Here is a 22,853-nt window from a genome sequence, read left to right on the forward strand (position 1 = left end):
GATCGGCTGAACTACGCCGCAACCATCCGCGCCACCACAACCCTTCCCCCGCGTCACATGTCTCGGCCTCCGCAGATCTGCGACGAGGGAGAAGACATGAAGGACTCATACCGCCTGCTCGGCGCCGCGGTCGCCTGCTGTGCCCTGGCGGCGGCCGGAGTCGGAGCCGGGCCCGCGCACGCCGCGCAGAACGACCTGTGGATCAACGCCCCGTACGAGACGGTGCTGCCCGGCGCGGACGCGAGCGGTGACGCGCGTGCGCGCACCCTGGCCGTGCAGGTCAGCCGCGATGTCGCCGACGACCGCCTGCCGGCCGGGCAACTGACGGTCGACGTGAGCGAGATCGCCTCGTTCGCGCGGGTGTCGTGGCCCGCGAACTGCGCGCCGGAGTCGGAGGTCAAGGCGGTCTGTGCCGTCCCGGAGATGCCGGCGGGGACGGACAGCGTGCCGGCCGCCACATTCGAACTGCGCGCGCTGCCGGGGGCGGACGTCAGCGCTTCGGGGTACGTACGCTACTCGGCCGCCGCCGGAGAGGCGACGTCCCACCCGGGCGAGACTCGGGTGGGCGTGGGCAACGGGCCGGACCTCGGGCTCAGCCAGGCCGACTGGCAGCGAGACCTCAGGCCGGGCTCACGGACGAGTGTGCGGGCGACGCTGTCCAACAGCGGCAACCGCACCCCGGAGCGCACGCTGCTGTGGATCAGCGCCTCGTACGGGCTGCGCTTCAAGGAGCGGCACGCGAACTGCGAGTACCGGGAGCACGAAACCGGCACGTCCGCGCTGTGCGTGCTGGACGAGGCGGTGGCGCCCGGGCAGCAGTACACGCTGAAGACCGCACTGGGCGTCGGGCGCAAGGCGATGTACGAGCGGTTCGACCACTCCGTCCATCCCTACTCGGACGAGGCGCTCGCGGAGATGCGCGGCGAGTGGACGTGGACCCAGGGCACGGGGCCCGAGCTCGACCTGCGTCCGGTGGCCGCCGCCGGGGCCACGGCGACGGATCCCGACATCGACCTTCAGGACAACTACCGGACCGTCATCCTCGACGCCCGGAACACGGCCGATCTGAAGCTCACCGGCAGCAGGGTGAGCGGTGGCGCCGGTGAGACCGTGACCGCCCGTGTCACCGTGCACAACCGCGGCCCGGCCTGGGTGGCGTCGCTGGGCGCGGGCGCGTCCGTGGCCACGGTGAGGTTCCGGGCGCCGGAGGGCACCACGGCCGTGAACCTGTCGGAGGAGCGCTGCTGGTCGCTGCCGGAGGAGCCGGAGGGGGCGGCCGGCACGACCTACTTCTGCCGGACGCCGATCTACCTGCACGACAAGGCGTCGTACACCTTCGAGGTCCCCTTGCGGATCGACCGGGTGGTGCGCGGGGCGCGCACCACCGTCGAGACCCTCAACGACGACCCGGAGCTGTCCATCAGCGAGTTCGACCCGAACCTGCGCAACAACAGGGCGGAGATCGTCGTCAACCGGTGAACTGCACGGGTCAGCGCGCCATCTCCTCCTTCAGCGCGGCCAGGAACAGGTCCACGTCCTCCTCGGTCGTGTCGAAGGCGCACATCCAGCGGACGTCGCCCGCGGCCTCGTCCCAGAAGTAGAAGCGGAACCGCTTCTGCAGACGTTCGCTCACCTCGTGCGGAAGGCGGGCGAACACCGCGTTGGACTGCACGGGGTAGAGGATCTCCACCCCGTGCACGGCGCGTACGCCCTCGGCGAGGCGCTGGGCCATCTCGTTGGAGTGCCGGGCGTTGCGCAGCCACAGGTCCCGGGCGAGCAGGGCCTCCAGCTGCACCGACACGAAGCGCATCTTGGAGGCGAGCTGCATGGACAGCTTGCGCAGGTGCTTCATGTGGCGGACGGCGTCCTGGTTCAGGACCACCACGGCCTCGCCGAACAGGGCGCCGTTCTTGGTGCCGCCCAGGGAGAGGAGGTCGACGCCGGCGGCGTCGGTGAACGTCCGCATCGGGACGTTCAGGGTGGCGGCGGCGTTGGCCAGCCGGGAGCCGTCCATGTGCACCTTCATGCCGTGCGCGTGGGCGTGCTCGCAGATGGCGCGTATCTCGTCCGGCGTGTAGACCGTGCCCAGTTCGGTGGTCTGGGCGAGGGAGACGACCTGGGGCATCGCGCGGTGCTCGTCGTCCCAGCCGAACGCCTGCCGGTCGATCAGCTCGGGCGTGAGCTTGCCGTCGGGTGTCGCAACGGTGAGCAGCTTCAGGCCGCCGACCCGTTCGGGAGCCCCGCACTCGTCGACGTTGATGTGCGCGCTCTCGGCGCAGATCACCGCGCCCCAGCGGTCGGTGACCGCCTGGAGGGCGACGACGTTCGCGCCGGTGCCGTTGAAGACCGGGAACGCCTCGGCCGTGGCGCCGAAGTGGCTGCGGACGACGCTCTGCAGGTTCTCGGTGTACGCGTCCTCCCCGTAGGCGACCTGGTGCCCGCCGTTGGCCAGGGCCAGGGCGGCGAGCACCTCCGGGTGGGCGCCGGCGTAGTTGTCGCTGGCGAAACCGCGGACTTCCGGGTCGTGATGGCGGCGCGCGTCGGTCTTCGGCGGGTTCACGGCTTCTCGGTGAGCCACAGACGGTTTCCGTTCACTTCGGCGGCGGGCTTGTCCCAGACGCCCACGACGGCCTCGGCCAGGTCCTTGACGTCGGTGAAGCCCGCGAACTTCGCGTTGGGTCGCTCGGCGCGCATCGCGTCGTGCACCAGCGCCTTCACCACCAGGATGGCAGCGGCCGACGTCGGGCCCTCGGTGCCCCCTGCCTTGCGGAAGGCGTCGGCCAGCGCGAGCGTCCACGCCTCGGCGGCGGCCTTGGCCGCGGCGTACGAGGCGTTGCCCGCGGTCGGCTTCGTGGCACCGGCCGCGCTGATCAGCAGATACCGGCCGCGCTCGCTGCGCTGCAGGGCCTCGAAGAAGGCCAGCGAGGTGTGCTGCACGGTGCGGATCAGCAGCAGCTCCAGGAAGTCCCAGTCGTCGAGACTCGTCTTGATGAAGGTCTCGCTGCCGCGCCAGCCGCCCACGAGGTGGACCACGCCGTCCACGCGGCCGAAGTCCTTCTCGATGTGCGCGGCCCAGTCACGCGTGGACTGCAGGTCCAGCAGGTCGACGGGCTCGCCGATGACGCTGGCGCCGCCCGAGGCGTAGCGGGCCGCGTCCACGGCCTCCGCGAGCCGCTCGGGATCGTTGTCGGCTGCGGCGACGGTCGCCCCCGCCTCGGCCAGTCGCAGCAGCGCCGCCCGGCCGGCGGGCCCGCCCGCGCCGGCCACCGCGATCACCGCACCGCTGAGAGCTCCGTTCCCCGCCATCTTCTTCGCCTCCTGAGCAGTGTTCCCGGTTCCGCGGAGGTTTCCGCCGCTCACGCGGCGATCCGCTCGGCGCCGTCCGCCGTGATGCCCTTGGTGGAGGCGATCACGTTCTTCAGCTTCTTGGACAGTGCCTCATAGAACATGCTCAGCGGAAACTCGTCCGGAAGCACGTCATCGACGAGTTTCCGCGGCGGCTGTGTCACGTCCAGGGCCTCGGGGCCCTTGGCCCACTTCGAACCCGGGTGCGGCGAGAGGTACGTGGAGACCAGCTCGTATCCGGCGAACCAGTGGACGAGCTTGGGACGGTCGATGCCGTCGCGGTACAGCTGCTCGATGTCGGCGCACAGCTGGTTGGTGACCTGCGGGGCACGCTCCCAGTCGATGGTCAGCTTGTTGTCGGTCCAGCGGACGACGTCATGCTTGTGCAGGTAGGCGAAGAGGAGCTGGCCGCCGAGGCCGTCGTAGTTGCGCACGCGCTCGCCGGTGACCGGGAAGCGGAACATCCGGTCGAGGAGCACCGCGACCTGCACGTCACGGGCCTGCGGGACGCCCTCGGCCGACAGCTTCACGGCCTCCTTGAAGGCGGTGAGGTCGCAGCGCAGCTCCTCCAGGCCGTACATCCAGAACGGCTGCCGCTGCTTGATCATGAAGGGGTCGAAGGGCAGGTCGCCGTGGCTGTGGGTGCGGTCGTGGACCATGTCCCACAGGACGAACGCCTCCTCGCAGCGCTTCTGGTCGTGGACCATCGCGGCGACGTCCTCGGGCAGCTCGAGGCCCAGGATGTCGACCGCGGCGTCGGTAACCCGGCGGAAGCGGGCGGCCTCGCGGTCGCAGAAGATGCCGCCCCAGCTGAACCGCTCGGGTGCCTCGCGCACGGCGATGGTCTCGGGGAACAGGACGGCGGAGTTGGTGTCGTAGCCGGCCGTGAAGTCCTCGAAGGTGATGCCGCAGAACAGCGGGTTGTCGTAGCGCGTGCGCTCCAGTTCGGACAGCCAGTCCGGCCAGACCATGCGCAGGACGACCGCTTCGAGATTGCGGTCCGGGTTGCCGTTCTGCGTGTACATCGGGAAGACGACCAGGTGCTGGAGGCCGTCCGCGCGGCTCGCGGCGGGCTGGAAGGCCAGCAGGGAGTCGAGGAAGTCGGGCACCTCGAAGCCGCTGTCGCCCCATCGGCGCAGGTCCTTGACCAGGGCCTCGTGATAGGCGGCGTCGTGCGGGAGCAGCGGGGAGAGCTCCAGTACCGCGTCGGCGGCCCGGCGGAGGGCCAGCTCGGCGTCTGCGGGCTCGGGCGCGCCCTCGGCGGCGAAGTCGATCGACCCGTCCTTGGACTGCCATGGCCGGATCCGCTCCACGGCATCCTTGAGCACGGGCCATGCCGGGTGCTCCACCACCCTGGCCACGGGAGGAACCAGGTCCTCCGAACCCACCTGCACAAGAATTTCCGTCATGTCCCACCTTCCACGGGAGAATCTCGCGTACCTCGACCGTATACACACGAGGTTCCTCCCAGCAAGGAAAGCTTCCGAAAATTATCCTGCCGCACCCTGTGTTTCGCCGCACTATTTCCTGTCGACCATGCTTGTGCCCGGATGTGCGCCGACCATGCCCTCGGCCTCTGCAGAGGGCGGGTACAGGCGATACGGTCCAGGTGGGCCGTAAGGCCCCCAGTGCCGCCTGTCGACGGAAGAGAGTCGCGTCTTGAACTTCCTCACCATCGGTCACCGCGGAGTCATGGGTGTGGAACCCGAGAACACCCTCCGATCCTTCGTCGCCGCCCAGGAGGCGGGTCTCGACGCCATAGAACTCGACCTGCATCTGAGCAAGGACGGCGCGCTCGTCGTCATGCACGACACGGACGTGGACCGCACGACCGACGGCAGCGGGCCCATCGCCGAGAAGACCCTCGCCGAGCTGCGCGCCCTGGACGCGGGCCGGGGCGAGCGGGTGCCGGTCTTCGAGGAGGTCCTGGAGGCCGTCCAGACGCCGATCCAGGCGGAGATCAAGGACGCGCAGGCGGCGCGGGCGCTCGCCGAGGTGATGAACCGGCGCGGGCTGGCCGGCCGGGTGGAGGTGTCCTCGTTCCACGACGAGGCGATCGCCGAGATCAAGCCACTGGTGCCGGGGGTGCGGACCGCGCTGATCGCCAGCCGCTACGGGACCGACATCGTGGACCGCGCCGTGGCGGTCGGCGCCGAGACGGTCTGCCTGAACATCCGCCGCCTCACCCTGGAGACCGTCGAGCGTGCGCACAAGGCGGATCTCCGGATCATCGGCTGGGTGGTGAACACGCAGGACCATCTGCGGCTCGTCCGGGCGTTCGGTCTGGACGGCGCGACCACCGACCACCCGGACATCAAGCGCACCGGCCGTTTCACGGCCTAGCCGAGTTCCTTGATCAGCAGCTCGAAGGCCAGGTCCTCGCGCTGCGGGATGCCGAAGCGCTCGTCGCCGTACGGGAAGGGCGTCATCCGACCCGTACGGCGGTAGCCGCGCCGCTCGTACCAGGCGATGAGGTCGTCGCGTACGGATATCACGGTCATGTGCATCTCCGTCACGCCCCACGTCGCGCGGGCCAGCGCTTCCGCCTCCGCGATGATCACCTTGCCGAGGCCCTCGCCCTGGAGGCGGGGGCTGACCGCGAACATCCCGAAGTAGGCGTGGTCACCACGGTGCTCGAGCTGGCAGCACGCGACGACCCGGCCCTCCCGCTCCACGGTCAGCAACCGGCTGTCGGGCGACTTGATGACGGCCAGCACGCCCTCCGGGTCGGTCCGCTGTCCCTCGAGGATGTCCGCCTCGGTGGTCCACCCGGTACGGCTGTCGTCGCCCCGGTACGCCGACTCGATCAGCGCGACCAGCTCGTCCACGTCGGCGTCGGTGGCATCGCGGAAGGTCAGTCCGCTGGCGGCGTTCTCTGCGGTGTCCATGGGCGTGCGTCTCCGTTTCCGGGCGTGGCTGGGGCATGGACGAGAGTAGCGCCGCCACTAGGCTCTCGTGCATGGTGCATGTACTCAGCAGCCGAATCCTGCTCCGCCCTTCCGACCCTGAGCGCTCCCGTGCCTTCTACGGCGAACAGCTCGGCCTCGCCGTCTACCGGGAGTTCGGCACGGGTCCCGAGCGCGGCACGGTCTACTTCACGGGCGGTGGCTTCCTCGAGGTCGCGGGCCGGTCCGAGACCTCCCCGTCGCCGGACGTACGGCTGTGGCTCCAGGTCGACGACGTGGCCGCGGCGGAGGAGGAGCTTCGGGCGAAGGGCGTCGAGATCGTGCGGCCGGCGGTGAAGGAGCCGTGGGGCCTGGTCGAGATGTGGATCGCGGATCCGGACGGCACGCCGATCGTCCTGGTCGAGGTCCCCGCGGACCACCCGATGCGGTACCGGCCCGGCATCTGAGGTCACCCGGGGCGGTGCTCCCACCCCCGGTCGGTACGGGTCGGCTCGCGGAAGCCCGCGCCCGCCAGGAGGCCGAGCCTGGTGCAGTCGGCGGCCGGTTCATGGGCGACGAGCCGGTCGACGCCGCACAGGCGGAGCCAGTCGGCGGCCTGGGCCAGGAGCCAGTGCTCCAGGCGTACCTCCGGGCAGATGAAGGAGCTGGAGGCCGCCAGGTGCGGTACGGGGTGAGGGTACGTCGGGGCCGGTGCGGCACAACAGTGGGCGCGGACGTCCCCGCGAGGCAGGTCCGGTTCAACCCCGCAGCGCGCCCAGGCGCCCCTCCAGCTGGCCGAGCAACTCTCCGAGAAGAGCAGCGAGTTCACCCTGTTCAGGGGCGTCCAGGCCGGACAGGACGGCTGTCTCGTAGGCGAGCTGGGCCGGCAGGACGCCGTCGACGAGTTCGCGTCCGGCGTCGGTGAGGCGGAGGTGGGCGACGCGACGGTCGCGGCTGTCGCTTCGGCGTTCCACCAGGCCTCGTTCGGACAGCTGCTTGAGGCGCTTGGTGACGGCGGCGCCCGAGGAGAAGGTCTCCCGGGCCAGCTCCCCGGGGGTCAGTTCGTGCCCGGTACGGCGCAGCGCGCCCAGCAGATCGAACTCCGGGCGGCTCAGACCCGCCCGGCGCAGCGGCGCGTCCTCGGCCTGTTGAAGGAGCGCGGCACAGCGGTTGATCCGGCCGATGACCTCCATCGGCCCGGTGTCGAGCCCGGGGTGCACGGCCCGCCACTGCCGAACGACACCGGCAACGGTGTCGCCGCGACGGCCACCGGCCGGGGCGGGTTCGACGGCAGGGGTCTCGTCGGCCGGCCCCGTTCCGGCCGTACCGGTCCCGTCGGCCGCATGTTCCCTGTGGGTCGCGCCGGCCTGTCCCTCTCCGGCCGCGGGAGCCATGCCGCCCGCCGTCCCGCCGACGGGGCCGTCCTCGGCCCCATGGTGCCCACCGGCCGATTCCCCTCCGGTCGCGCGCGCCCCGTCGGATGCCCTCCCGTGAGTCAGATCCGCTCCGGCCGTCCGCGCCCGGTCGGCCGCACGCCCTTCGGCGAGGTCACCCCCCGCCCGCCCGGCCCCGGCCGCCGGTTGCGGTCCGAATCCCGACTCGTCCCCCGTGGGCGATGGTCCTTCCGTCGCCGTCATGGCCGTGCGTCCTCCGTCTCCGTGCCCGTGCCCCGGTCCGGGAGCAGTCCCTGGCGTCGTGCCGTAGCGGCGAGCGTACGGTGTCCGGTCTGCTCGGCGAGCACGACCCGCTCCTGGGGCAGGGCACGCTGCCACCATTCGCCGGCCGCGGCGTCGGCGGTGGCCCGCAGGTCGACCAGGGCGACGGCTAGGCCCCGGCGGGCCGACTCCAGGTCGGCCGCGTCGGGGCCCGGCTCGGCCAGGAGACGGGCGGCGTGCTCGCGGGCCCGGTCGGCGGTGGTCAGGGCCCGTTCGACACGGTCGCCCGCGCGCCGGTTGGTGACGGCCACGGCGGCGACGAAGCCGACCAGGGCGCCGACGACGGTGTCCACGACGCGCTCCGTCATCAGCTCGCCGGGCTCCTGGAATCCGGCGAACTCGGTGATGAGCAGGGCCATGGGGGTCACGCAGACACTGCCGAGCCAGTAGTTGCGGCTGATCAGCACCTCGGCGCCGAAGCTGAACGCGAGGCAGCACAGCACGAGCACCGCCTGGTCCAGGTGCGCGAGCGGTGCGACGGCCGCGAAGACGAGCACGCCGACGACGTTGCCGACGACCCGCTGGACGGCCCGGCTCCAGGTCAGGGCGATGTTGGCCTGGTAGAGCGAGGCGGCGGTGACCAGGGCCCAGTAGGGGCGGCCGATACCGAGGGCGAGGGAGGCGTAGCCGGCGAGCGCGCAGCCGAGCGCGGTGCGCACCGCGAGCGGGGTGAGGGGGCCGAGCCGGGTCCAGAGGGAGCGGGCCGCGTCCACTCCGAGCAGTTCGTCGGCGGCCGCCCGCGGCAGACCGGCCTGCGGGACGGGCCCGGTACCGCGCAGCGCGCGGGCCCACGCACGCAGCCGGCCGGCATCCGCCTCCGCCGGCGCCGCGAGGGCGACCTCGGCCCGTACGACGAGCCGTTCGAGGGCGCGCCGGGTCCGGGAAGGCGCGCCGGTGGACAGCAGTGACTGCCAGGCGGCCTGGACGGCGGCGTGGCCCGCGGCCCGGGCCCGGGCCTGGCCCTCGCCCGTGCCGCCCGTGTCGGCGTACGCGGCCGCGGCCTTCAGCGCACCGGCGGTGGCACGCCGCTCCGGGCCGTGCGGCCGGACCAACGCGGGCGCCATGCAGACCAGCCAGGCCCAGACGCCCGTCGCGGCGGCCAGCGCCAGATGGCCGGGCACCCGGTCGAGGGTCTGGGGCGCGAACAGCGAGGCGGAGCTGACGAACGTGAGGACGACGTTGCCCGGCGGGCCGACACGGGTGGCGTCGCACAGCACCTTCTGCGCGGCGGCCAGCAGGGCGCCGACCGTGACCAGCACGACGGCGCTGCCGGTGAGCGAGGCGGCGACCAAGGCGACGGCGAGCCCGCCTAGCATGCCGAGCACCACCCACACCAGGGTCCCGGCCCGGGCGGCGTAGGGGCGGTTGTGGGCGTAGAGCGCGCACAGGGACCCGGCCATGGTGTACATCGCCAGGTCGAGCCGGCCGAGCGCCAGGAGGGTGAGGTTGGGCGGGGCGATCGACGCGACCACGCTCAGCGCGGGCTTGAACCAGATCTCGGAGGGCCGGCCGACGCGCAGCACGCCCGCCAGCGGAAGACGCCGGGCGGGCGGGGAGGCGGGTGCGGGGTTCGCGCTGCTCATTCCCACAACATTAGCAGGTGTTTTACTCGTGAAATATAGCGTGAGACCGAGCCGCTCACCTGCCGTGCTCCGTCGAATGCTCCCCGTGTACACCCTTGCGCTCGCGTGCGCGCCGCACGGCCGGGGCATCGAATGACCGACTGTCGAGCGGGGAGGTGCGCGTGCACGGACCGGCTTCGTCCGGCTGGCTGCTGGTGGCGCTCTGCGCGGCGACCGGCGGCTACTGCCTGCTACGGATGCGCAGCGGCGGCGAGGCGCTGATGGGCTTCGGGATGGCCGCGATGGCGATTCCGGCTGCGGTGTTCACTCCGCCCTCGTGGGCCTGGCTCGCGTACGCGTCCGTGTTCGGGGCGGCAGCGGTACACGCGCTGTGGGCGACTCGGGCCGGGGCGCGCCATCTGCATCATCTGGCGGGCGCCGCGGCGATGGTCTACATGTCCGTCGTCATGGCGGGCTCCCCCGCCCACGCGCACGGTCGGGGCGGATCGGGAGTCCCGCTCCTGACGGGGGCGCTGCTGCTCTACTTCGCCGGCTACGTGCTGCTGGCCGGCGTCCGGCTGGTACCGGTGCCCGCCGTGGCCGGGGGCGGGGGGTCCGCCGGGTGGGGCGACCGGCCGGAGCTGGCGCGGGCGTGCCGGCTGTCCATGGGGATCGCGATGGTGACGATGCTGCTGACGCTGTGATCCGTTGCCTGCGTCACTTTGGCGGCCCAACTCGTACCCGTGGGCGGCGCCGCGCTCATAGGCTGCGTCCCATGATGCTCCCCGCGGCACTGTTGCTGCTCGGCGCCCTGACCGCCGTGGTGGCTCCCCGGCTGCTCGCCCGGGCGGACTGGCCGGATCGTGAGCCGGTGGTGGCGCTGTGGGCATGGCAGTGCGCGGTGGCGGCCGTACTCGTGTGCTGTGCGCTGTCGATGACGCTCAGCGCGGCGGCGGCCTGGCACGCGGTCGGCGGGCACGTCTTCGCCACGGCGCCGAGCGCGGCCGTAGAGGCCTATGCCCTCGGTACGGCGGGCCCTTGGGCGGCGACCACGGCGGTGGCGCTGGCCTGCGGGGGTCTGTGGAGCGCGGCGATGCTGGTCCGCGAGGTCGGCCGGGCGCGCGCCCGGCGCCGCGGCCGGCGCGCCGACCTGCTGGTCCGGGCCCCGCTGCTGCCGGGCGAGGTGGCCGTGTCCGGCCGGCTCGTCGTCCTGGAGAGCGAGCGGCCCGACGCCTGGTGGCTGCCCGGCACCTCGCCGCAACTGGTCGTCACCACGGCCGCGTTGCGCCGGCTGAAGGGACGGCAGCTGGATGCCGTGCTCGCCCATGAGCAGGGGCACGCCCGGGCCCGGCACGACTGGCTGCTGAACTGTTCCTCCGCCCTGGCGGGCGGCTTTCCGCAGGTGCCGGTGTTCGCCGCGTTCCGCGACGAGATGCACCGCCTGGTCGAACTCGCCGCCGACGACACGGCCTCACGCCGCTTCGGCCGTCTGACCACGGCGCTGGCTCTGGTCGAACTGAACGAGCACCGTGGGGTGTTCGGCCCCTGCCCGACACCGCAGGCCCATGTCCCGGCGCGGGTGCGCCGCTTGCTCACTCCCCCGGACCGGCTGACCGCGGCACGCCGCCTGCGGCTGACGGCGGCGGCCTCGCTGGTGCCCGTGGTGCCGGTGCTGCTGGCGTTCGTTCCGGGACTGCGGGCGCTGGGCTAGCCGCCGGACGTGACCCGGGCGCCGAGGCCCCGGAGTGGCCGAAGCATGCGGTCCCCGGGCCGGAAGATCGCCGCCGCACTGGATCCGGACCCCCCGGTTCGGCGAGGATCGCATCATGCACTCCCCGTCCGTCGACTCCCCGCCCCGTCCCGAGCACCGCACAGCCGCCGGTTCCGCCGGTGTCCTGGCCCTGTGCTCGGCTCTGCTGCTGACCCTCGTAGCGGTCAGATGGAGCCCGTTGATCACCACGGACGGAGACATCTCCGGCACCACCCACCGCTGGGCGGTCGACGAACCCGGCGTCACCCAGACGTTCCGCGTCCTCACGGACTGGGTGTGGGATCCGTGGACGATGCGTCTGCTGTGCGCGGCCGTCGTCGTCTGGCTCGTCGTGCGGGTCGCCGCGCGCTGGACGGCGGTGTGGCTGGCGCTGGCCGTCACGCTGGGCACGCTGCTGCAGCAGGCCCTCAAGGCGGCAGTGGACCGTCCCCGCCCGGTCTGGCCCGACCCCGTCGACTCGGCCCACTATTCGGCCTATCCGTCGGGCCACGCCATGACCGCCACGGTCGTGTGCGGCCTCCTGCTGTGGCTCCTGCACCGCCACGGTGTGAGCCGTGCCGTGTGGCGTACGGCCTTGACCGTGGCCGTCGTCTCGGTGATCGGGGTCGGACTGACCCGTGTCTGGCTGGGTGTCCACTGGCCGTCGGACGTGCTGGGCGGCTGGCTGCTGGGCGCGCTGGTGGTGGCGCTGGCGGTGTGGGTGCACCAGCGCCGGCATCCCTGAACAGCCGTCGCAGCCGGGCGCGTCCTCGTAGGATCACCCCATGACCGCCGTGCTGTTCGACTTCTCCGGGACCCTCTTCCGTGTCGAGTCCACCGACTCCTGGCTGCGCGGCACGCTGGCCGGGACCGCGATCCGGCTCGCCGAGGCGGAGATGGCCGCCGCAGCGCGGGCACTGGAGGCCGCGGGGGCGCTGCCGGGCGGTGGCGATCCCGCCCGGGTACCGGAGGAACTGGCCGAGGCCTGGCAGATCCGGGACCAGAGCGCCGAGCTGCACCGGGCCGCGTACACCGGTGTCTCCCGTCAAGTCACGCTGCCCGACCCGACGTTGCACGACGCGCTGTACGACCGCCACATGCACCCGGACGCGTGGGCCCCGTACCCGGACGCCGTCGAGGTGCTCCGCACCCTGCGCGAGCGGGGCATCCCGGTCGGGGTGGTCAGCAACATCGGCTGGGACCTGCGCCCGGTCTTCCGCGCGCACGGCCTGGATCCCTACATCGACGAGTACGTCCTGTCGTACGAGCACGGCATCCAGAAGCCCGACCCGCGGCTGTTCGCCACCGCCTGCGAGGCGCTGGGCGCCGATCCGCGCCGGACGCTCATGGTCGGCGACGACCGCAGGGCGGACGGCGGCGCCACGGCCCTGGGCTGCGGGGTGCACTTCGTGGACCATCTGCCGGTGACCGACCGGCCGGACGGGCTACGGCCGGTCCTGGAGCTGGTGAGCTGAGGGTCGCACCGCCGGAACAAGCAGCCCGAGGCGACCATCCGGTCCTCTGCTCGCCCGCCTCGGACGATCCCCCGTGTCGCCCGAGGCAGACGGCATCCCCGGCTGGGACCGCGCGGCCCCGGCCGGACGCTCCGAGTATAGTTGGCTGGCAGCCAGTCAACGCAGGAGTTTCAACATGTCCCCGCGCAGCGCCTCGGTCAACGAAGAGTTGCGGAGACGTTCGAAGGAGCGGCTTCTGCAGGCGGCGGTCGAGCTGGTCGACGAGCGCGGGTTCGAGGCGACGACGCTCGGCGACATCGCCGACCGGGCGGGTTCGGCGCGCGGTCTGGTCTCGTACTACTTCCCCGGCAAGCGCCAGCTCGTGCAGTCCGCCGTGCACCGGCTGATGCACCGCACGCTGGAGGAGGCGCTGGAGCGCGAGCCGCGCACCGAGGACGGCCCGGAGCGGATGGCGCGGGCCATCGACGCGATCCTGGGTCTGGCCGGGGACCGGCCCGTGCTGATGCGCCAGCACATGGCCGGGCTGCTGCAGGCCGAGGGCTTCGTGCCCTGCCCGGAGCAGCGGCGGCTGGCCGAACTGCTGCGGGACACCGTCGCCCGGCTCGGGTCGCGGGACGTCGACGGCGACTACCCGATGCTGCGCGCCCTGCTGATGGGCGCCGTGTACGCGGCGCTGGTGCCGGGGGTGCCGATGCCGGTCCCGGTGCTGCGGGCCGAGTTGTTCACGCGCTACGGGCTCGACCGGGAGCTGGGTGTCCCGCCGGAGACCGGAGCCTCCGACGGGATTGGCGACCGGGATCTGTCGCGGTTCTTCGCGACCGGGGCCGCACCGGGATGCGGCTCGGAGGGTCAGTCGAAGTAGTCCGGCTGCGTCTGGACGTTGAGTTCGCGCAGGTGGATCCGGCGGGCCGGGTCCGTGCGCCGGTCGTCGATCTTCAGGACGTCGAAGCCCCTGGCGTACTCGTTCGACCAGATGTAGCCGTTGTAGTAGTACGCCGACCACGAGCCGCCCGACTTGATCGTGTCCGTGGTCAGCGGGCCGCGGTCGAAGTAGGCGATCTCCTTGGGCTCGGCCGAGTCGGTGAAGTCCCAGACGGAGACACCGCCCTGGTACCAGGCCTGGACCATCAGGTCCTTGCCCTTCACCGGGATCAGCGAGCCGTTGTGGGCCACGCAGTTCTCGGTGTCCGCCTGGTGGCGGGGGATCTTGAAGTAGCTGCGGAAGACGAGCTTGCGCTTGTCCCCCTTGCCGACGATGTCGTAGATGCCGTCGGCGCCGCGGTTCGGTCCGATCTCCGCGTTGCAGGTGGCCGCGCCGCCGCCGCCCAGTTCATCGGCGAAGACGACCTTGTCGGCTCTCTGGTTGAAGGTCGCCGAGTGCCAGAACGCGAAGTTGACGTTGTCCTGGACGCGGTCGATGACCTTCGGGCGCTCCGGGTCCTTGACGGAGAACAGGATGCCGTCGCCCATGCAGGAGCCCGCGGCCAGGTCCTTCGACGGCAGCACGGTGATGTCGTGGCAGCCGGTGGTCTTGGAGACACCCGGGTTGGTGGGTCCGCCCGGGTTGCCGCCGCCGTCCGGCCCCTCACCGGGGAACAGCACGGGGAAGCCCACGACCTTCGCCTTCTCGGGAGCGCTGCGCGGCACCTTGATGACGGAGATGCCGTCGTGCGGCGGCCGGCAGTCGGGGTAGGCGGCGTTCGGCGCGTACGAGGAGACGTAGACGTAGACGTTCCGGCGCTCGGGCACCAGCGTGTGGGTGTGTGAGCCGCAGGCGGTCTCGACGGCGGCGACGTACCTCGGGTTGCGCTTGTCGCTGATGTCGAAGACCTTCATGCCCTCCCACGAGGACTTCTCGGTCGCCGGCTGGGTGGTGCTGGTGCAACTGCTGTCGCTGCGCGAGGAGTCGGTGGACAGGAACAGCAGGTCGCCGGAGACGGAGATGTCGTTCTGCGAGCCGGGGCACAGCACCTGGGAGACGGTCTTCGGTGCCTTGGGGTTGCTGATGTCGAAGATGCGGAAGCCGTCGTAGTTGCCCGCGAACGCGTACCTGCCCTGGAAGGCGAGGTCCGAGTTCGTGCCCTGGAGCACGTCCTTGGGGACGAATGCCAGGTGCTGGATGTTGTCGGAGTGGACGATCTCGTCCTGGGCGGGTATCTCACCGCTTTCGATGGCCTCACGGACCTCGGCCTGGGCGCTCTTGGAGACCTTCTTCGGCGCGGGCGGCGCGTCCCCGGGGTCGGGGGTGGCCCCTGCCGGTGCCGCGGTGAGGAGCGCGGCCAGCAGTCCACCGGCGGCCGCGACGACGCCCAGGCGTCTACTGCGTGTTCTGCGGTCGTTCAACAGGATCACTGTTTTCCTCCCTGGTTCCGTTCGCTGCGGAACGGTTCACGCACCACGCAGTATCGTCTTCGTCATGCACATACCAACAGAGGGCAACGGAGTCGCGATGAAGTTTCGCGGTCGATGAGCCGCGGAAGCGTGCCAGTACGCCGTCCGCAACACGAGGCGCGTCCCAACTCGCCCGTCACAGGAGGTCGTTGTGCTCTTCCGCCGCGTGTCTCGTGCGTCCGTCGTCGCGACGGGGCTGGTCGCCCTGGCCGTGCTCGCGGCCGGGGGCTGTGACTCCGGTCCGGACCGGAAGCCGGCCGCCGCCGACGGGCCCGCCGTGATCGCGCCGGGTGAGCCCGGCGAGGCGAACCGCACCCTGTCCGCCGAAGAGGCCGCCGACCAGAACCCGGAGAACGACTCCCCCAACGCGGCGGACGTCTCCTACGCCCGGATGATGATCGAGCACCACGCCCAGGCCCTGGTGATGACCGAACTCGCCCCGAAGCGTGCCGAGTCGAGCAAGGTGAAGCGCATCGCCGAGCGCGTCGCGGCCGGCCAGAAGCCCGAGATCGAGGCCATGAAGGGCTGGCTGAAGTCGTACGGCAAGCCGCTGAAGGCCGAGCGGCACGAACACGCCACGATGCCCGGCATGGCGACCGAGGCCCAGCTGAGGAAGCTCCGCGCGGCCGACGGCAAGGCCTTCGACCACCTGTTCCTGACCCTGATGACGACCCATCACCAGGGCGCGATCACCATGGCCACGGATGTGAAGGGGCAGGGCAACAACATCCGCGTCGAGGAGATGGCCGACGAGGTGATCGCCCAGCAGACCAGCGAGATCACACGGATGCGGGACATGCTCTGAGCGGACCCCGGGGCACGGCCGCCCCGGGCCGGTCCACTCAGCGCCGTGCGCGGCGGGGCGCGAGCAGGCCCGCGTCCCTGGCCTGGCCGATCAGCCTCAGCGACTTGCGGCGGCTGTGCCCGGTCGCGCACATCACGGCGAGGACCGGATCGGCACCGTCCTGCTGGGCCGCGCGGTACTCCTGCGCCACCAGCCACCGCCCCTCGGCTCCGCCCGGCCAGACCGGCCGGGCCCGGCGCCCCGGGTTCGCGCAGCCCTCGGGAACCGGGCCCGCACCGGCTCCGCACGCCTCGGCCAGCGATTCCTCGAACCAGTCGGCGAGCACCGCCAGGTCGTCGAGGGACAGCGCCGGCCGGGCGCGTACGTCCTCGACACCGACGCATCCGCCGGCCACGACCGCCAGCGCGTCGACGTGGGCGCCGTCCGTGAAGGCGATCCGGACGTCGAACCACCGCGTGGCGTCCTCGTTCTCCCGCACTTCCCACGCGGGCCGCACGGACACCGCGCTGTCCACCGGAGAGCGATCAGAAAGATTAAGAAAGGATGCTTCCAGCACACACGGAACGTAACCGCATGATCACATTCGCTATAGATCCGACACGCGCCCCGGTCGGAGCACAGCACCCTGTCAGCGGAGCCCGCCCGGTGCGATGCTGGAGACATCAGCGCTCTCCGGAGATCCCCCGGGATCCCACGGGTAAGGAGTTCCGCCGTGCTGCGAGTCGCCGTCGTAGGCTCCGGGCCGAGCGGGTGCTACACCGCCCAGAGCCTCGTCCAGCTGGACCCCGGGGTGTGCGTCGACGTCCTGGACCGGCTGCCGTGCCCGTACGGCCTGGTCCGCTACGGCGTGGCACCCGACCACGAGAAGATCAAGTCGCTGCAGAACAATCTGCGCGCGGTCCTGGAGCACGACCGGGTCCGGTTCCTCGGAGGTGTGCAGGTGGGGCCCGGCGGGGTGCCGGCCGCCCGGCTGCGGGAGCTGTACCACGCGGTGGTGTACTGCGTGGGCGCCGCCACTGACCGGCATCTGGGCATTCCCGGGGAGGACCTGCCGGGGAGCTGGTCGGCAACGCAGTTCGTGTCCTGGTACAGCGCCCACCCGGACGCCGTGGACGGCGGCTTTCTGCGGGACGCGCGGTCGGCCGTGGTCATCGGCGTGGGGAACGTCGCCGTGGACGTCACCCGGATGCTGGCCCGGGGGCTGGCCGAGCTCAGCCCGACCGACATGCCGCAGGCGGCCCTGACCGCGCTGGCGGCGAGCCGGGTGACCGAGATCCACATGGTGGGCCGCCGCGGCCCGTCCCAGGCCCGCTTCACCACCAAGGAGCTGCGCGAGCTGGGCACCCTGCCGGGGACCGACGTCGTCGCGGACCCGGCGGAGCTGGCGCCGGACCCGGGGTACACGGACCCGTCCGCACTGCCCGCCCCGCAGCGGCGCAACGTGGAGGTCGTGCGCGGCTGGGCCGAGTCACCGCCGGCGGACGCCCCGCACCGGATCCACCTGCGCTTCTTCCTCCGCCCGGTCGAACTGCTCGCCGAGCGGGGCCATGTGGGCGCGGTGCGGTTCGAGCGGACGGCCCCCGACGGGCACGGCGGCGTGACGGGCACGGGCCGGTACGAGGACATCGAGGCACAGCTGGTGCTGCGCTCGGTGGGCTACCTCGGAGTACCGATGGAGGGGCTGCCGTTCGACGCGAAGACCGGCACCGTGCCGAACCTGGCCGGACGGGTCCTGCGCGAGGGCGTCGTCACCCCGGGCGAGTACGTGGCCGGCTGGATCAAGCGCGGCCCGACGGGCGTGATCGGCACGAACCGGCCCTGCGCGAAGGAAACGGCGATGTCCCTCCTGGAGGACGCCCCGCTCCTCGCCGCCCGGGACGTCCCCCAGGACACACTCACGGCCCTGCGCGCGGCGGGCGCCGACCCGGTCGAGTGGACGGGCTGGCAGTCGATCGAACGAGCGGAGGCGGAGCTGGGAGCGTCACTCGGACGCGGAGTGGTCAAGCTCCCGGACTGGGAGTCCCTGCTGAACGCCGCGCACAGCAAGGTTCCTTAAGGGGTCCTTTCACTACGCGCGTCCGATCAGGGCGTCGTTCAGACAGACTTGGGCGGCGTTTCCCCGCCGACCGCATCGAGCAACAGCCTCGCAGCCACCGTCGTCCCGTCGGTGCGGATCGTGTCGGCCACGGCCGTCGCCCGCGCGCGGGTCTCAGGGGCCAGGGCCGTCCTGAGCGCAGCCGACAGGGAAGCGAAGGTCGGCGTCGGACCGTCATGTGCCGCGCCGATGCCCAGGTCGGCCACCCGGCCGGCCCAGTACGGCTGATCCGTCGCCTGAGGCACCACCACTTGGGGCGCGCCGGCCCGGGCGGCCGTGGTCGTGGTGCCCGCGCCGCCGTGGTGCACAACGGCGGCCACCCGGCCGAACAGCGCCTGGTGATTGGCCTCACCGACGACGAAGCAGTCGTCGGCGTCGTCGATCAGGGCGAGGCCGGCCCAGCCGCGGGAGACGAGGGCGCGGTGGCCCTGTGCGCGGATCGCCTCGATGACCACCTCGGGGAGGTCCTCGGAGGTGTGCATGGGCATGCTGCCGAAGCCCACGTACACCGGCGGTGTGCCCGCTTCCAGGAACGCCACCAACTCGGCCGGGAGCGGACGGACATCGGGCAGGATCCACGCACCGGTCTGGACGACATCCAGGTCCGGCGTCTCCTGCCACGGGTCCAGGACCGGGTCCGTGGCCAGCCACGGTCGGTTGCCGATGACGTGGTCGCGGACGTGGGCCACCGGTGGCAGGCCGAGCGACGCCCGGTTGGAGTTGAGCGCCTCACCGAACAGTGCGTCCACGCTCTGCGCGTCCAGGTCCCACAGCACCCGGTTGTCCGTCACCTCCGGCGGGAACGGCCGACCCGGATACGCCAGCGGCGCGTGGTGCGGAGACGGCAGGACCATCTTCTGGAAGCTCGCGTACACGGCCCGGATGCCTAATTTCTCGGCCACCGACAGCGCGCCGGCCGCGGCGGGAAGCATGCCGGTTGCCAGCAGCACGTCACATCCCTCGGCCGCCGCGGTGACCGTGTGGAACTGCGCGGCGATCAACTCGGCCGCGTGCTCGGGCAGGGACGAGGGCGGCGGCGCTGCGGTCGTCAGCGCCCGCGCCGACCGACCGACCGGCACCAGGGGCACGCCCACACCGGCCAGCAGCCGGGCGAAGTCCTCGTCCGGCGGCGCGCACACCCGCACCTCCGCGCCGAGTTCCCGCAACTGCACCGCCAGTCCCGCCATCGGCTCGACGTCCCCGCGCGACCCATACGTCGACAACAACACACGCACCGTGCGACTCCCGTTCCTCAACTTCCGGCTTCGGACGGTGATTCTGCGGCACCACCAGGGCCTTGCCGCAAGCCCCCCGGTGCGCTATAAGTTGAGCATGGAAAGGAGCGGGGAACTCCTTTCCTCTTTCTTTTTGCCGCCTGGCACGGCGGACCGGCCCTCGCGAACCGACAGCGCGCTGCGTACCGGCCCTGCCCTATGCGCAGTGGGACCGCCTGGAGCCGCTGTTGCCCAGGGGCAACAAGCCCGGCCGTCCGCCGATATGGACCAGGCGGCAGCTGATCTTCGCCGCCTTGCAGGCCCAGGCCGCCGCCAAGCGCCGGGGCGCGGAAAAAGGGGATCTGCAGGCGGTATCCGCTGCACGATCCCGGACAAGGCCGACCAGGCTCGCAACCGCAAGAAGCTCGGCTCTCGCGGCGGCCGGCCGCCCAAGTTCGACGCCGAGGACTACAAGGCTCGACACGCGGTCGAGTGCGGCATCAATCGCGTTGAAAGGCACCGTGCGGTGGCAACTCGCTACGACAAGCTCGCGGTCCGCTACGAGGCGACGGTCCTCGTCGCAGCCATCAACGAGTGGCTGTGACCAGCATATTCGATACACGCCCTAGGTGTATTGATCACGAGCGTTGTTAACGCTGGCCGGGCTTGATCATGGCGAAGGCCTCCGTGTGTGGTGGAGGTGTCGAATCTTCACCGCACGGAGGCCTTCATGTCCCACCGTAATGCCCGGCTGACCATTCACGGCAGGCGACTGCTAGTCGACCGTGTCCGTTCCGGCCGTCCCGTCGCGCACGTCGCCTCGGAAATGGGCATCTCCCGGCCCACGGCCCACAAGTGGATCCGGCGCTGGCGGTCCAAGGGCGAAAGCGGGCTCCACGACCGCTCCAGCCGCCCACGCACGACACCACACCGAACCACTGCCGCAACCGAAGCCCGCGTCTGCCGACTGCGGCAGCGCCGCAAGCTCGGGCCCGCACGCCTCGGGCCAATCCTCGGTCTGCCCGCATCTACCGTGCACCGCGTGCTGGTCCGCCACGGCCTGAACCGCCTGGCCCACCTGGACCGGCCCACCGGCCAGGTCATCCGCCGCTACGAACGCAGCCAGCCCGGCGAACTCATCCACGTCGACGTCAAGAAACTCGGCCGGATCCCCGACGGCGGCGGCCACAAGGTCCTGGGCCGCCAGGCCGGCCGCGCCCGACGCAACAATTCGGCTTCGACTACGTCCACTCAGCCGTCGACGACCACAGCCGCCTCGCCTACAGCGAGATCCACCCGGACGAGAAGGCCGCCACCTGCGCAGGCTTCCTACGCCGGGCCGCCGCCTTCTTCGCCACCAGTGGCATCACTCGCATCGAGCGCGTACTGACGGACAACGCCTGGCCCTACCGCAAGAGCTTCGCCTGGCGCCAAGCCCTGACCGACCTCGGCGCGACCGGCAAACTCACCCGCGCCTACCGGCCCCAGACCAACGGCAAGGTCGAACGCTTCAACCGCACCCTGCTCGACGAATGGGCCTACCAGCGGCCCTACACCAGCAACACCGAACGCAGCCAAGCCCTGGCCGACTTCCTCCACGCCTACAACCACCACCGCTGCCACACCGCACTCGGAGGTCAGCCACCCATCAACCGCGTGAACAACCCTGCGAGTCAATACACCTAGGGCTCTTCGGCAACGCGGCGAGGTGCGGTGCCAGGCCGCGCGCCCCTGGCGCGCATAGTGAAAGGACTCCTAAGACGTCATCCGCTTTCCGAACGTGATCGTTTAGTTCGGGTTGGGTGGGCATGAACTCCGACTGGCGGCGGGAGAGATGGGTGTGTTCGTCCGCTCGTCTTGCTCGTGGATGTGGCTGGTGGCGTCGGTGCTCGGTCTGCTGGAGGCTCGGGAGAAGAGGGTCCGGGAAGAGATCGCCCGGTTGCGGGAGGAGGCCGAGCGGGTGCAGGCCGCGCTCGGTGCCGCGGAAGGTGTGCTTGAGCGGCTGGTGGATGCTCGTGCAACGGTCGCCGAGGTACTGGCCGAGCCGGCTTCCGAAGTTGCGGAGCCGGTGTCTGGAGCGGTGGCGGGGGCGGTGGTGCCGCGGCGGACCGGGGACATGGCTGTGTCGGTCCTCGCCCCGGACTACCAGCAGATCTTGTCGGTGCTGGAGTCGGAAGCGGGCCGGGAGGGCATGCGCTGCCAGCAGTTGGCCGTCGCTCTGGGGCTGGATGCGGTGCCGGCGAAGGTGGAGGGGCTGCGGTCGAAGGCGAAACGCCTGGTGGAACGGGGGTGGGCTCTGCAGGTGCGGCCGGGAGTGTTCACCGCTCTCGCGGTGCCGGCCGTCTGAATCCGGCCGGGCGGCGTCCGGCCAGGCGGCCGCTCATGAGCATGGTCATCGACCACAGCACCATGGCTTCGTGCATGGCGGGCAGGGTTTCGTAGTCGCGCACCAGGCGACGCGAGCGCATCAGCCAGCTCAGCGTCCTCTCCACCACCCACCTGCGCGGCAGCACCACGAACCGCGCTGTGTCGTCGGCGCGTTTGACGATCTGAAGGGTGAGCCTGAGCTTCTCGCGGACCCAGTCGACGAGCCGGCCGGCATAGCCTCCGTCCGCCCACACCAGCCGGATGGAGAAATACTGCCCTCGCAGCTGCTGAAGCAGCGGGACGGCGGCGTCGCGGTCCTGCACGCTCGCCGCGGTCACCGCGACGGCCAGGACCAGGCCGAGGCAGTCCACCACCAGGTGCCGCTTACGGCCGCACACCTTCTTCCCGCCGTCCCAGCCGGACGTCGGGCGGGGGATGTTCGCCGCCGCCCGCACCGACTGCGAGTCCACGATCGCGGCCGTCGAGTCCACCGCACGGCCCTCCTTCCGGCGGACCAGATCGCGCAGCCGGTCGTGGAGATCGGCGAGCAGCCCCGTGACCTGCCAGCGGCGGGCGAAGGCGTGCACGCGCCGATACGGCGGGAAGTCCGCGGGCAGGTTGACCCACTTCACACCGTTGTCTACGACATAGCGCACCGCGTCCAACATCACGCGGTGGCAATAGCCCTCCGGCCGCTCGCCCCGACCCTCCAGCCAGGCCGGAACCGGCAGCAGTGGTCGCACCACCCGCCACTCCGCCTCCGTCATGTCGGAGCCATAACTCGAAGTACGCTCCGGCCCATCCGCCGCGTTGCCGAACCTGTGCGCGAGGCAGTCACACGACGGTGGCAGCGAGTTGGACTCCGCACACGCGGACGCGAAAGACTGCGGCAACAGGGCCTCCTGGTACTCGGTTGGGATCGCACCCCCGAACTACCAAGAGGCCCTGCTGTCATGCGCCGACCCTCGCGTGATCACCCGATCAGGAACCCTGTTCGACCAGACCAGCCCCGACATCGATAAGCGGATGACGTCTCAGACGGTGAAGCGCTCAGTCACGCACCCGGCCCCAGTCGTTGTTGACTGCCACGGGGCGCCATTCGCGTTGCCGTCCGGCCTGGTGTGGTGAGGTGGCCGGGGCTCAGGACGGACAGGGTGGCCGTACCGTCGCCCACCGCTGCCCGTTCGTCCGATCGCCGCCCACAGAGTCCTCGATGCTTGGGATGCGGGGGAGTTCGCCGCACCCAGTA

The 22,853-nt window shown here is 71.5% G+C and carries 22 protein-coding genes and 2 pseudogenes; 13 read left to right on the forward strand and 11 right to left on the reverse strand.

Annotation, left to right across the window (positions count from 1 at the left end; translation table 11 throughout):
• The first annotated feature begins 96 nt into the window (after positions 1-96).
• Positions 97-1,479 carry a hypothetical protein gene (locus tag ACZ6I3_RS12095; RefSeq protein WP_469413940.1) on the forward strand — a complete coding sequence of 461 codons (1,383 nt, stop codon included), beginning with the start codon at positions 97-99 and terminating at the stop codon, positions 1,477-1,479.
• 10 nt (positions 1,480-1,489) lie between these two features.
• Here the strand turns inward: ACZ6I3_RS12095 and ACZ6I3_RS12100 are convergent, their stop codons facing one another.
• The 3 genes from ACZ6I3_RS12100 to ACZ6I3_RS12110 are packed head-to-tail and all read right to left on the reverse strand — an operon-like array spanning position 1,490 to position 4,754.
• On the reverse strand, positions 1,490-2,560 hold the full coding sequence (locus tag ACZ6I3_RS12100) for a threonine aldolase family protein (protein WP_469413942.1): 1,071 nt from the start codon (positions 2,558-2,560) through the stop codon (positions 1,490-1,492).
• On the reverse strand, positions 2,557-3,306 hold the full coding sequence (locus ACZ6I3_RS12105) for an SDR family NAD(P)-dependent oxidoreductase (protein ID WP_469413944.1): 750 nt from the start codon (positions 3,304-3,306) through the stop codon (positions 2,557-2,559). The genes ACZ6I3_RS12100 and ACZ6I3_RS12105 overlap by 4 nt, the downstream gene beginning before the upstream one ends.
• A 50-nt stretch (positions 3,307-3,356) precedes the next feature.
• Positions 3,357-4,754, reverse strand: coding sequence for a DUF6421 family protein (locus tag ACZ6I3_RS12110; protein ID WP_469413946.1), 1,398 nt, complete (start codon positions 4,752-4,754; stop codon positions 3,357-3,359).
• A gap of 250 nt (positions 4,755-5,004) precedes the next feature.
• Here ACZ6I3_RS12110 and ACZ6I3_RS12115 point away from each other — a divergent pair, with 250 nt between their 5' ends.
• Entirely contained in the window at positions 5,005-5,688 is a 684-nt protein-coding gene (locus tag ACZ6I3_RS12115) for a glycerophosphodiester phosphodiesterase (RefSeq protein WP_469413948.1), read from the forward strand.
• Here the strand turns inward: ACZ6I3_RS12115 and ACZ6I3_RS12120 are convergent.
• On the reverse strand, positions 5,685-6,233 hold the full coding sequence (locus ACZ6I3_RS12120) for a GNAT family N-acetyltransferase (protein ID WP_469413949.1): 549 nt from the start codon (positions 6,231-6,233) through the stop codon (positions 5,685-5,687). The two genes, ACZ6I3_RS12115 and ACZ6I3_RS12120, sit on opposite strands and share 4 nt — an antisense overlap.
• A 71-nt stretch (positions 6,234-6,304) precedes the next feature.
• Between ACZ6I3_RS12120 and ACZ6I3_RS12125 the strand changes: the two genes are divergently transcribed.
• Positions 6,305-6,697 carry a VOC family protein gene (locus ACZ6I3_RS12125; RefSeq protein WP_469413951.1) on the forward strand — a complete coding sequence of 131 codons (393 nt, stop codon included), beginning with the start codon at positions 6,305-6,307 and terminating at the stop codon, positions 6,695-6,697.
• 2 nt (positions 6,698-6,699) lie between these two features.
• Here ACZ6I3_RS12125 and ACZ6I3_RS12130 read toward each other — a convergent pair whose 3' ends face one another.
• The 3 genes from ACZ6I3_RS12130 to ACZ6I3_RS12140 form a co-directional block, all read right to left on the reverse strand.
• A complete protein-coding gene (locus tag ACZ6I3_RS12130) occupies positions 6,700-7,059 on the reverse strand; it encodes a hypothetical protein (RefSeq protein WP_469413952.1) in 360 nt (119 codons plus the stop codon).
• Complete coding sequence (locus tag ACZ6I3_RS12135; RefSeq protein ID WP_469413953.1) at positions 6,989-7,624, reverse strand: MarR family winged helix-turn-helix transcriptional regulator; 636 nt, start codon at positions 7,622-7,624, stop codon at positions 6,989-6,991. Before ACZ6I3_RS12135 ends, ACZ6I3_RS12130 begins: the two co-directional genes overlap by 71 nt.
• 239 nt (positions 7,625-7,863) lie before the next feature.
• Positions 7,864-9,528 carry an FUSC family protein gene (locus ACZ6I3_RS12140; RefSeq protein WP_469413955.1) on the reverse strand — a complete coding sequence of 555 codons (1,665 nt, stop codon included), beginning with the start codon at positions 9,526-9,528 and terminating at the stop codon, positions 7,864-7,866.
• A gap of 161 nt (positions 9,529-9,689) precedes the next feature.
• Here ACZ6I3_RS12140 and ACZ6I3_RS12145 point away from each other — a divergent pair, with 161 nt between their 5' ends.
• The 5 genes from ACZ6I3_RS12145 (at position 9,690) to ACZ6I3_RS12165 (ending at position 13,594) form a co-directional block, all read left to right on the forward strand.
• On the forward strand, positions 9,690-10,211 hold the full coding sequence (locus tag ACZ6I3_RS12145) for a DUF5134 domain-containing protein (RefSeq protein ID WP_469413957.1): 522 nt from the start codon (positions 9,690-9,692) through the stop codon (positions 10,209-10,211).
• Between the two features lie 71 nt (positions 10,212-10,282).
• A complete protein-coding gene (locus ACZ6I3_RS12150; RefSeq protein WP_469413959.1) occupies positions 10,283-11,218 on the forward strand; it encodes a M56 family metallopeptidase in 936 nt (311 codons plus the stop codon).
• A 115-nt stretch (positions 11,219-11,333) separates the two neighbouring features.
• Positions 11,334-12,002 carry a phosphatase PAP2 family protein gene (locus tag ACZ6I3_RS12155; RefSeq protein ID WP_469413961.1) on the forward strand — a complete coding sequence of 223 codons (669 nt, stop codon included), beginning with the start codon at positions 11,334-11,336 and terminating at the stop codon, positions 12,000-12,002.
• Between the two features lie 40 nt (positions 12,003-12,042).
• Positions 12,043-12,732: an HAD family hydrolase gene (locus tag ACZ6I3_RS12160; RefSeq protein ID WP_469413962.1), complete on the forward strand. Its 690-nt coding sequence runs from the start codon at positions 12,043-12,045 to the stop codon at positions 12,730-12,732.
• Positions 12,733-12,907: 175 nt separating this feature from the next.
• Positions 12,908-13,594 carry a TetR/AcrR family transcriptional regulator gene (locus tag ACZ6I3_RS12165; RefSeq protein WP_469413964.1) on the forward strand — a complete coding sequence of 229 codons (687 nt, stop codon included), beginning with the start codon at positions 12,908-12,910 and terminating at the stop codon, positions 13,592-13,594.
• Here the strand turns inward: ACZ6I3_RS12165 and ACZ6I3_RS12170 are convergent.
• Complete coding sequence (locus tag ACZ6I3_RS12170) at positions 13,582-15,084, reverse strand: LVIVD repeat-containing protein (RefSeq protein WP_469413966.1); 1,503 nt, start codon at positions 15,082-15,084, stop codon at positions 13,582-13,584. The genes ACZ6I3_RS12165 and ACZ6I3_RS12170 overlap by 13 nt on opposite strands.
• 190 nt (positions 15,085-15,274) lie before the next feature.
• On the opposite strand from ACZ6I3_RS12170, the gene ACZ6I3_RS12175 reads away from it, so the two are divergent.
• On the forward strand, positions 15,275-15,928 hold the full coding sequence (locus ACZ6I3_RS12175) for a DUF305 domain-containing protein (RefSeq protein ID WP_469413968.1): 654 nt from the start codon (positions 15,275-15,277) through the stop codon (positions 15,926-15,928).
• Between the two features lie 37 nt (positions 15,929-15,965).
• On the opposite strand, the gene ACZ6I3_RS12180 is transcribed toward ACZ6I3_RS12175, so the two are convergent.
• Positions 15,966-16,430, reverse strand: a complete 465-nt coding sequence (locus tag ACZ6I3_RS12180) for a DUF6214 family protein (RefSeq protein WP_469414087.1) — start codon at positions 16,428-16,430, stop codon at positions 15,966-15,968.
• A 210-nt stretch (positions 16,431-16,640) separates the two neighbouring features.
• Here ACZ6I3_RS12180 and ACZ6I3_RS12185 point away from each other — a divergent pair, with 210 nt between their 5' ends.
• On the forward strand, positions 16,641-17,984 hold the full coding sequence (locus ACZ6I3_RS12185) for an FAD-dependent oxidoreductase (protein ID WP_469413969.1): 1,344 nt from the start codon (positions 16,641-16,643) through the stop codon (positions 17,982-17,984).
• Positions 17,985-18,022: 38 nt separating this feature from the next.
• On the opposite strand, the gene ACZ6I3_RS12190 is transcribed toward ACZ6I3_RS12185, so the two are convergent.
• The gene (locus ACZ6I3_RS12190) at positions 18,023-19,258 is read right to left on the reverse strand and encodes a glycosyltransferase (RefSeq protein WP_469413971.1); all 1,236 of its coding nucleotides are present in this window, start codon (positions 19,256-19,258) and stop codon (positions 18,023-18,025) included.
• A 349-nt stretch (positions 19,259-19,607) separates the two neighbouring features.
• Here ACZ6I3_RS12190 and ACZ6I3_RS12195 point away from each other — a divergent pair.
• The 3 genes and pseudogenes from ACZ6I3_RS12195 to ACZ6I3_RS12205 form a co-directional block, all read left to right on the forward strand.
• Positions 19,608-19,841, forward strand: a pseudogene (locus ACZ6I3_RS12195) (IS5 family transposase); the annotation flags it as partial.
• A 126-nt stretch (positions 19,842-19,967) separates the two neighbouring features.
• Positions 19,968-20,923 (forward strand): annotated as a pseudogene (locus ACZ6I3_RS12200) (IS481 family transposase).
• A gap of 148 nt (positions 20,924-21,071) precedes the next feature.
• A complete protein-coding gene (locus tag ACZ6I3_RS12205) occupies positions 21,072-21,584 on the forward strand; it encodes a hypothetical protein (RefSeq protein WP_469413973.1) in 513 nt (170 codons plus the stop codon).
• Here ACZ6I3_RS12205 and ACZ6I3_RS12210 read toward each other — a convergent pair.
• Positions 21,556-22,371, reverse strand: a complete 816-nt coding sequence (locus ACZ6I3_RS12210; protein ID WP_469413975.1) for an IS5 family transposase — start codon at positions 22,369-22,371, stop codon at positions 21,556-21,558. The two genes, ACZ6I3_RS12205 and ACZ6I3_RS12210, sit on opposite strands and share 29 nt — an antisense overlap.
• Between the last annotated feature and the right edge of the window lie 482 nt (positions 22,372-22,853).

This window comes from Streptomyces sp. NPDC041940 (assembly GCF_055589465.1).

What these genes read in the sequence shown, in the direction of transcription:
- ACZ6I3_RS12205 (WP_469413973.1), top strand. Translation starts at nt 21,072, where the DNA reads ATGGGTGTGTTCGTCCGCTCGTCTTGCTCGTGGATGTGGCTGGTGGCG.
- ACZ6I3_RS12105 (WP_469413944.1), bottom strand. Translation starts at nt 3,306, where the DNA reads ATGGCGGGGAACGGAGCTCTCAGCGGTGCGGTGATCGCGGTGGCCGGC.
- ACZ6I3_RS12135 (WP_469413953.1), bottom strand. Translation starts at nt 7,624, where the DNA reads ATGGCTCCCGCGGCCGGAGAGGGACAGGCCGGCGCGACCCACAGGGAA.
- ACZ6I3_RS12150 (WP_469413959.1), top strand. Translation starts at nt 10,283, where the DNA reads ATGATGCTCCCCGCGGCACTGTTGCTGCTCGGCGCCCTGACCGCCGTG.
- ACZ6I3_RS12160 (WP_469413962.1), top strand. Translation starts at nt 12,043, where the DNA reads ATGACCGCCGTGCTGTTCGACTTCTCCGGGACCCTCTTCCGTGTCGAG.
- ACZ6I3_RS12155 (WP_469413961.1), top strand. Translation starts at nt 11,334, where the DNA reads ATGCACTCCCCGTCCGTCGACTCCCCGCCCCGTCCCGAGCACCGCACA.
- ACZ6I3_RS12125 (WP_469413951.1), top strand. Translation starts at nt 6,305, where the DNA reads ATGGTGCATGTACTCAGCAGCCGAATCCTGCTCCGCCCTTCCGACCCT.
- ACZ6I3_RS12140 (WP_469413955.1), bottom strand. Translation starts at nt 9,528, where the DNA reads ATGAGCAGCGCGAACCCCGCACCCGCCTCCCCGCCCGCCCGGCGTCTT.
- ACZ6I3_RS12095 (WP_469413940.1), top strand. Translation starts at nt 97, where the DNA reads ATGAAGGACTCATACCGCCTGCTCGGCGCCGCGGTCGCCTGCTGTGCC.
- ACZ6I3_RS12120 (WP_469413949.1), bottom strand. Translation starts at nt 6,233, where the DNA reads ATGGACACCGCAGAGAACGCCGCCAGCGGACTGACCTTCCGCGATGCC.
- ACZ6I3_RS12210 (WP_469413975.1), bottom strand. Translation starts at nt 22,371, where the DNA reads ATGACGGAGGCGGAGTGGCGGGTGGTGCGACCACTGCTGCCGGTTCCG.
- ACZ6I3_RS12165 (WP_469413964.1), top strand. Translation starts at nt 12,908, where the DNA reads ATGTCCCCGCGCAGCGCCTCGGTCAACGAAGAGTTGCGGAGACGTTCG.
- ACZ6I3_RS12110 (WP_469413946.1), bottom strand. Translation starts at nt 4,754, where the DNA reads ATGACGGAAATTCTTGTGCAGGTGGGTTCGGAGGACCTGGTTCCTCCC.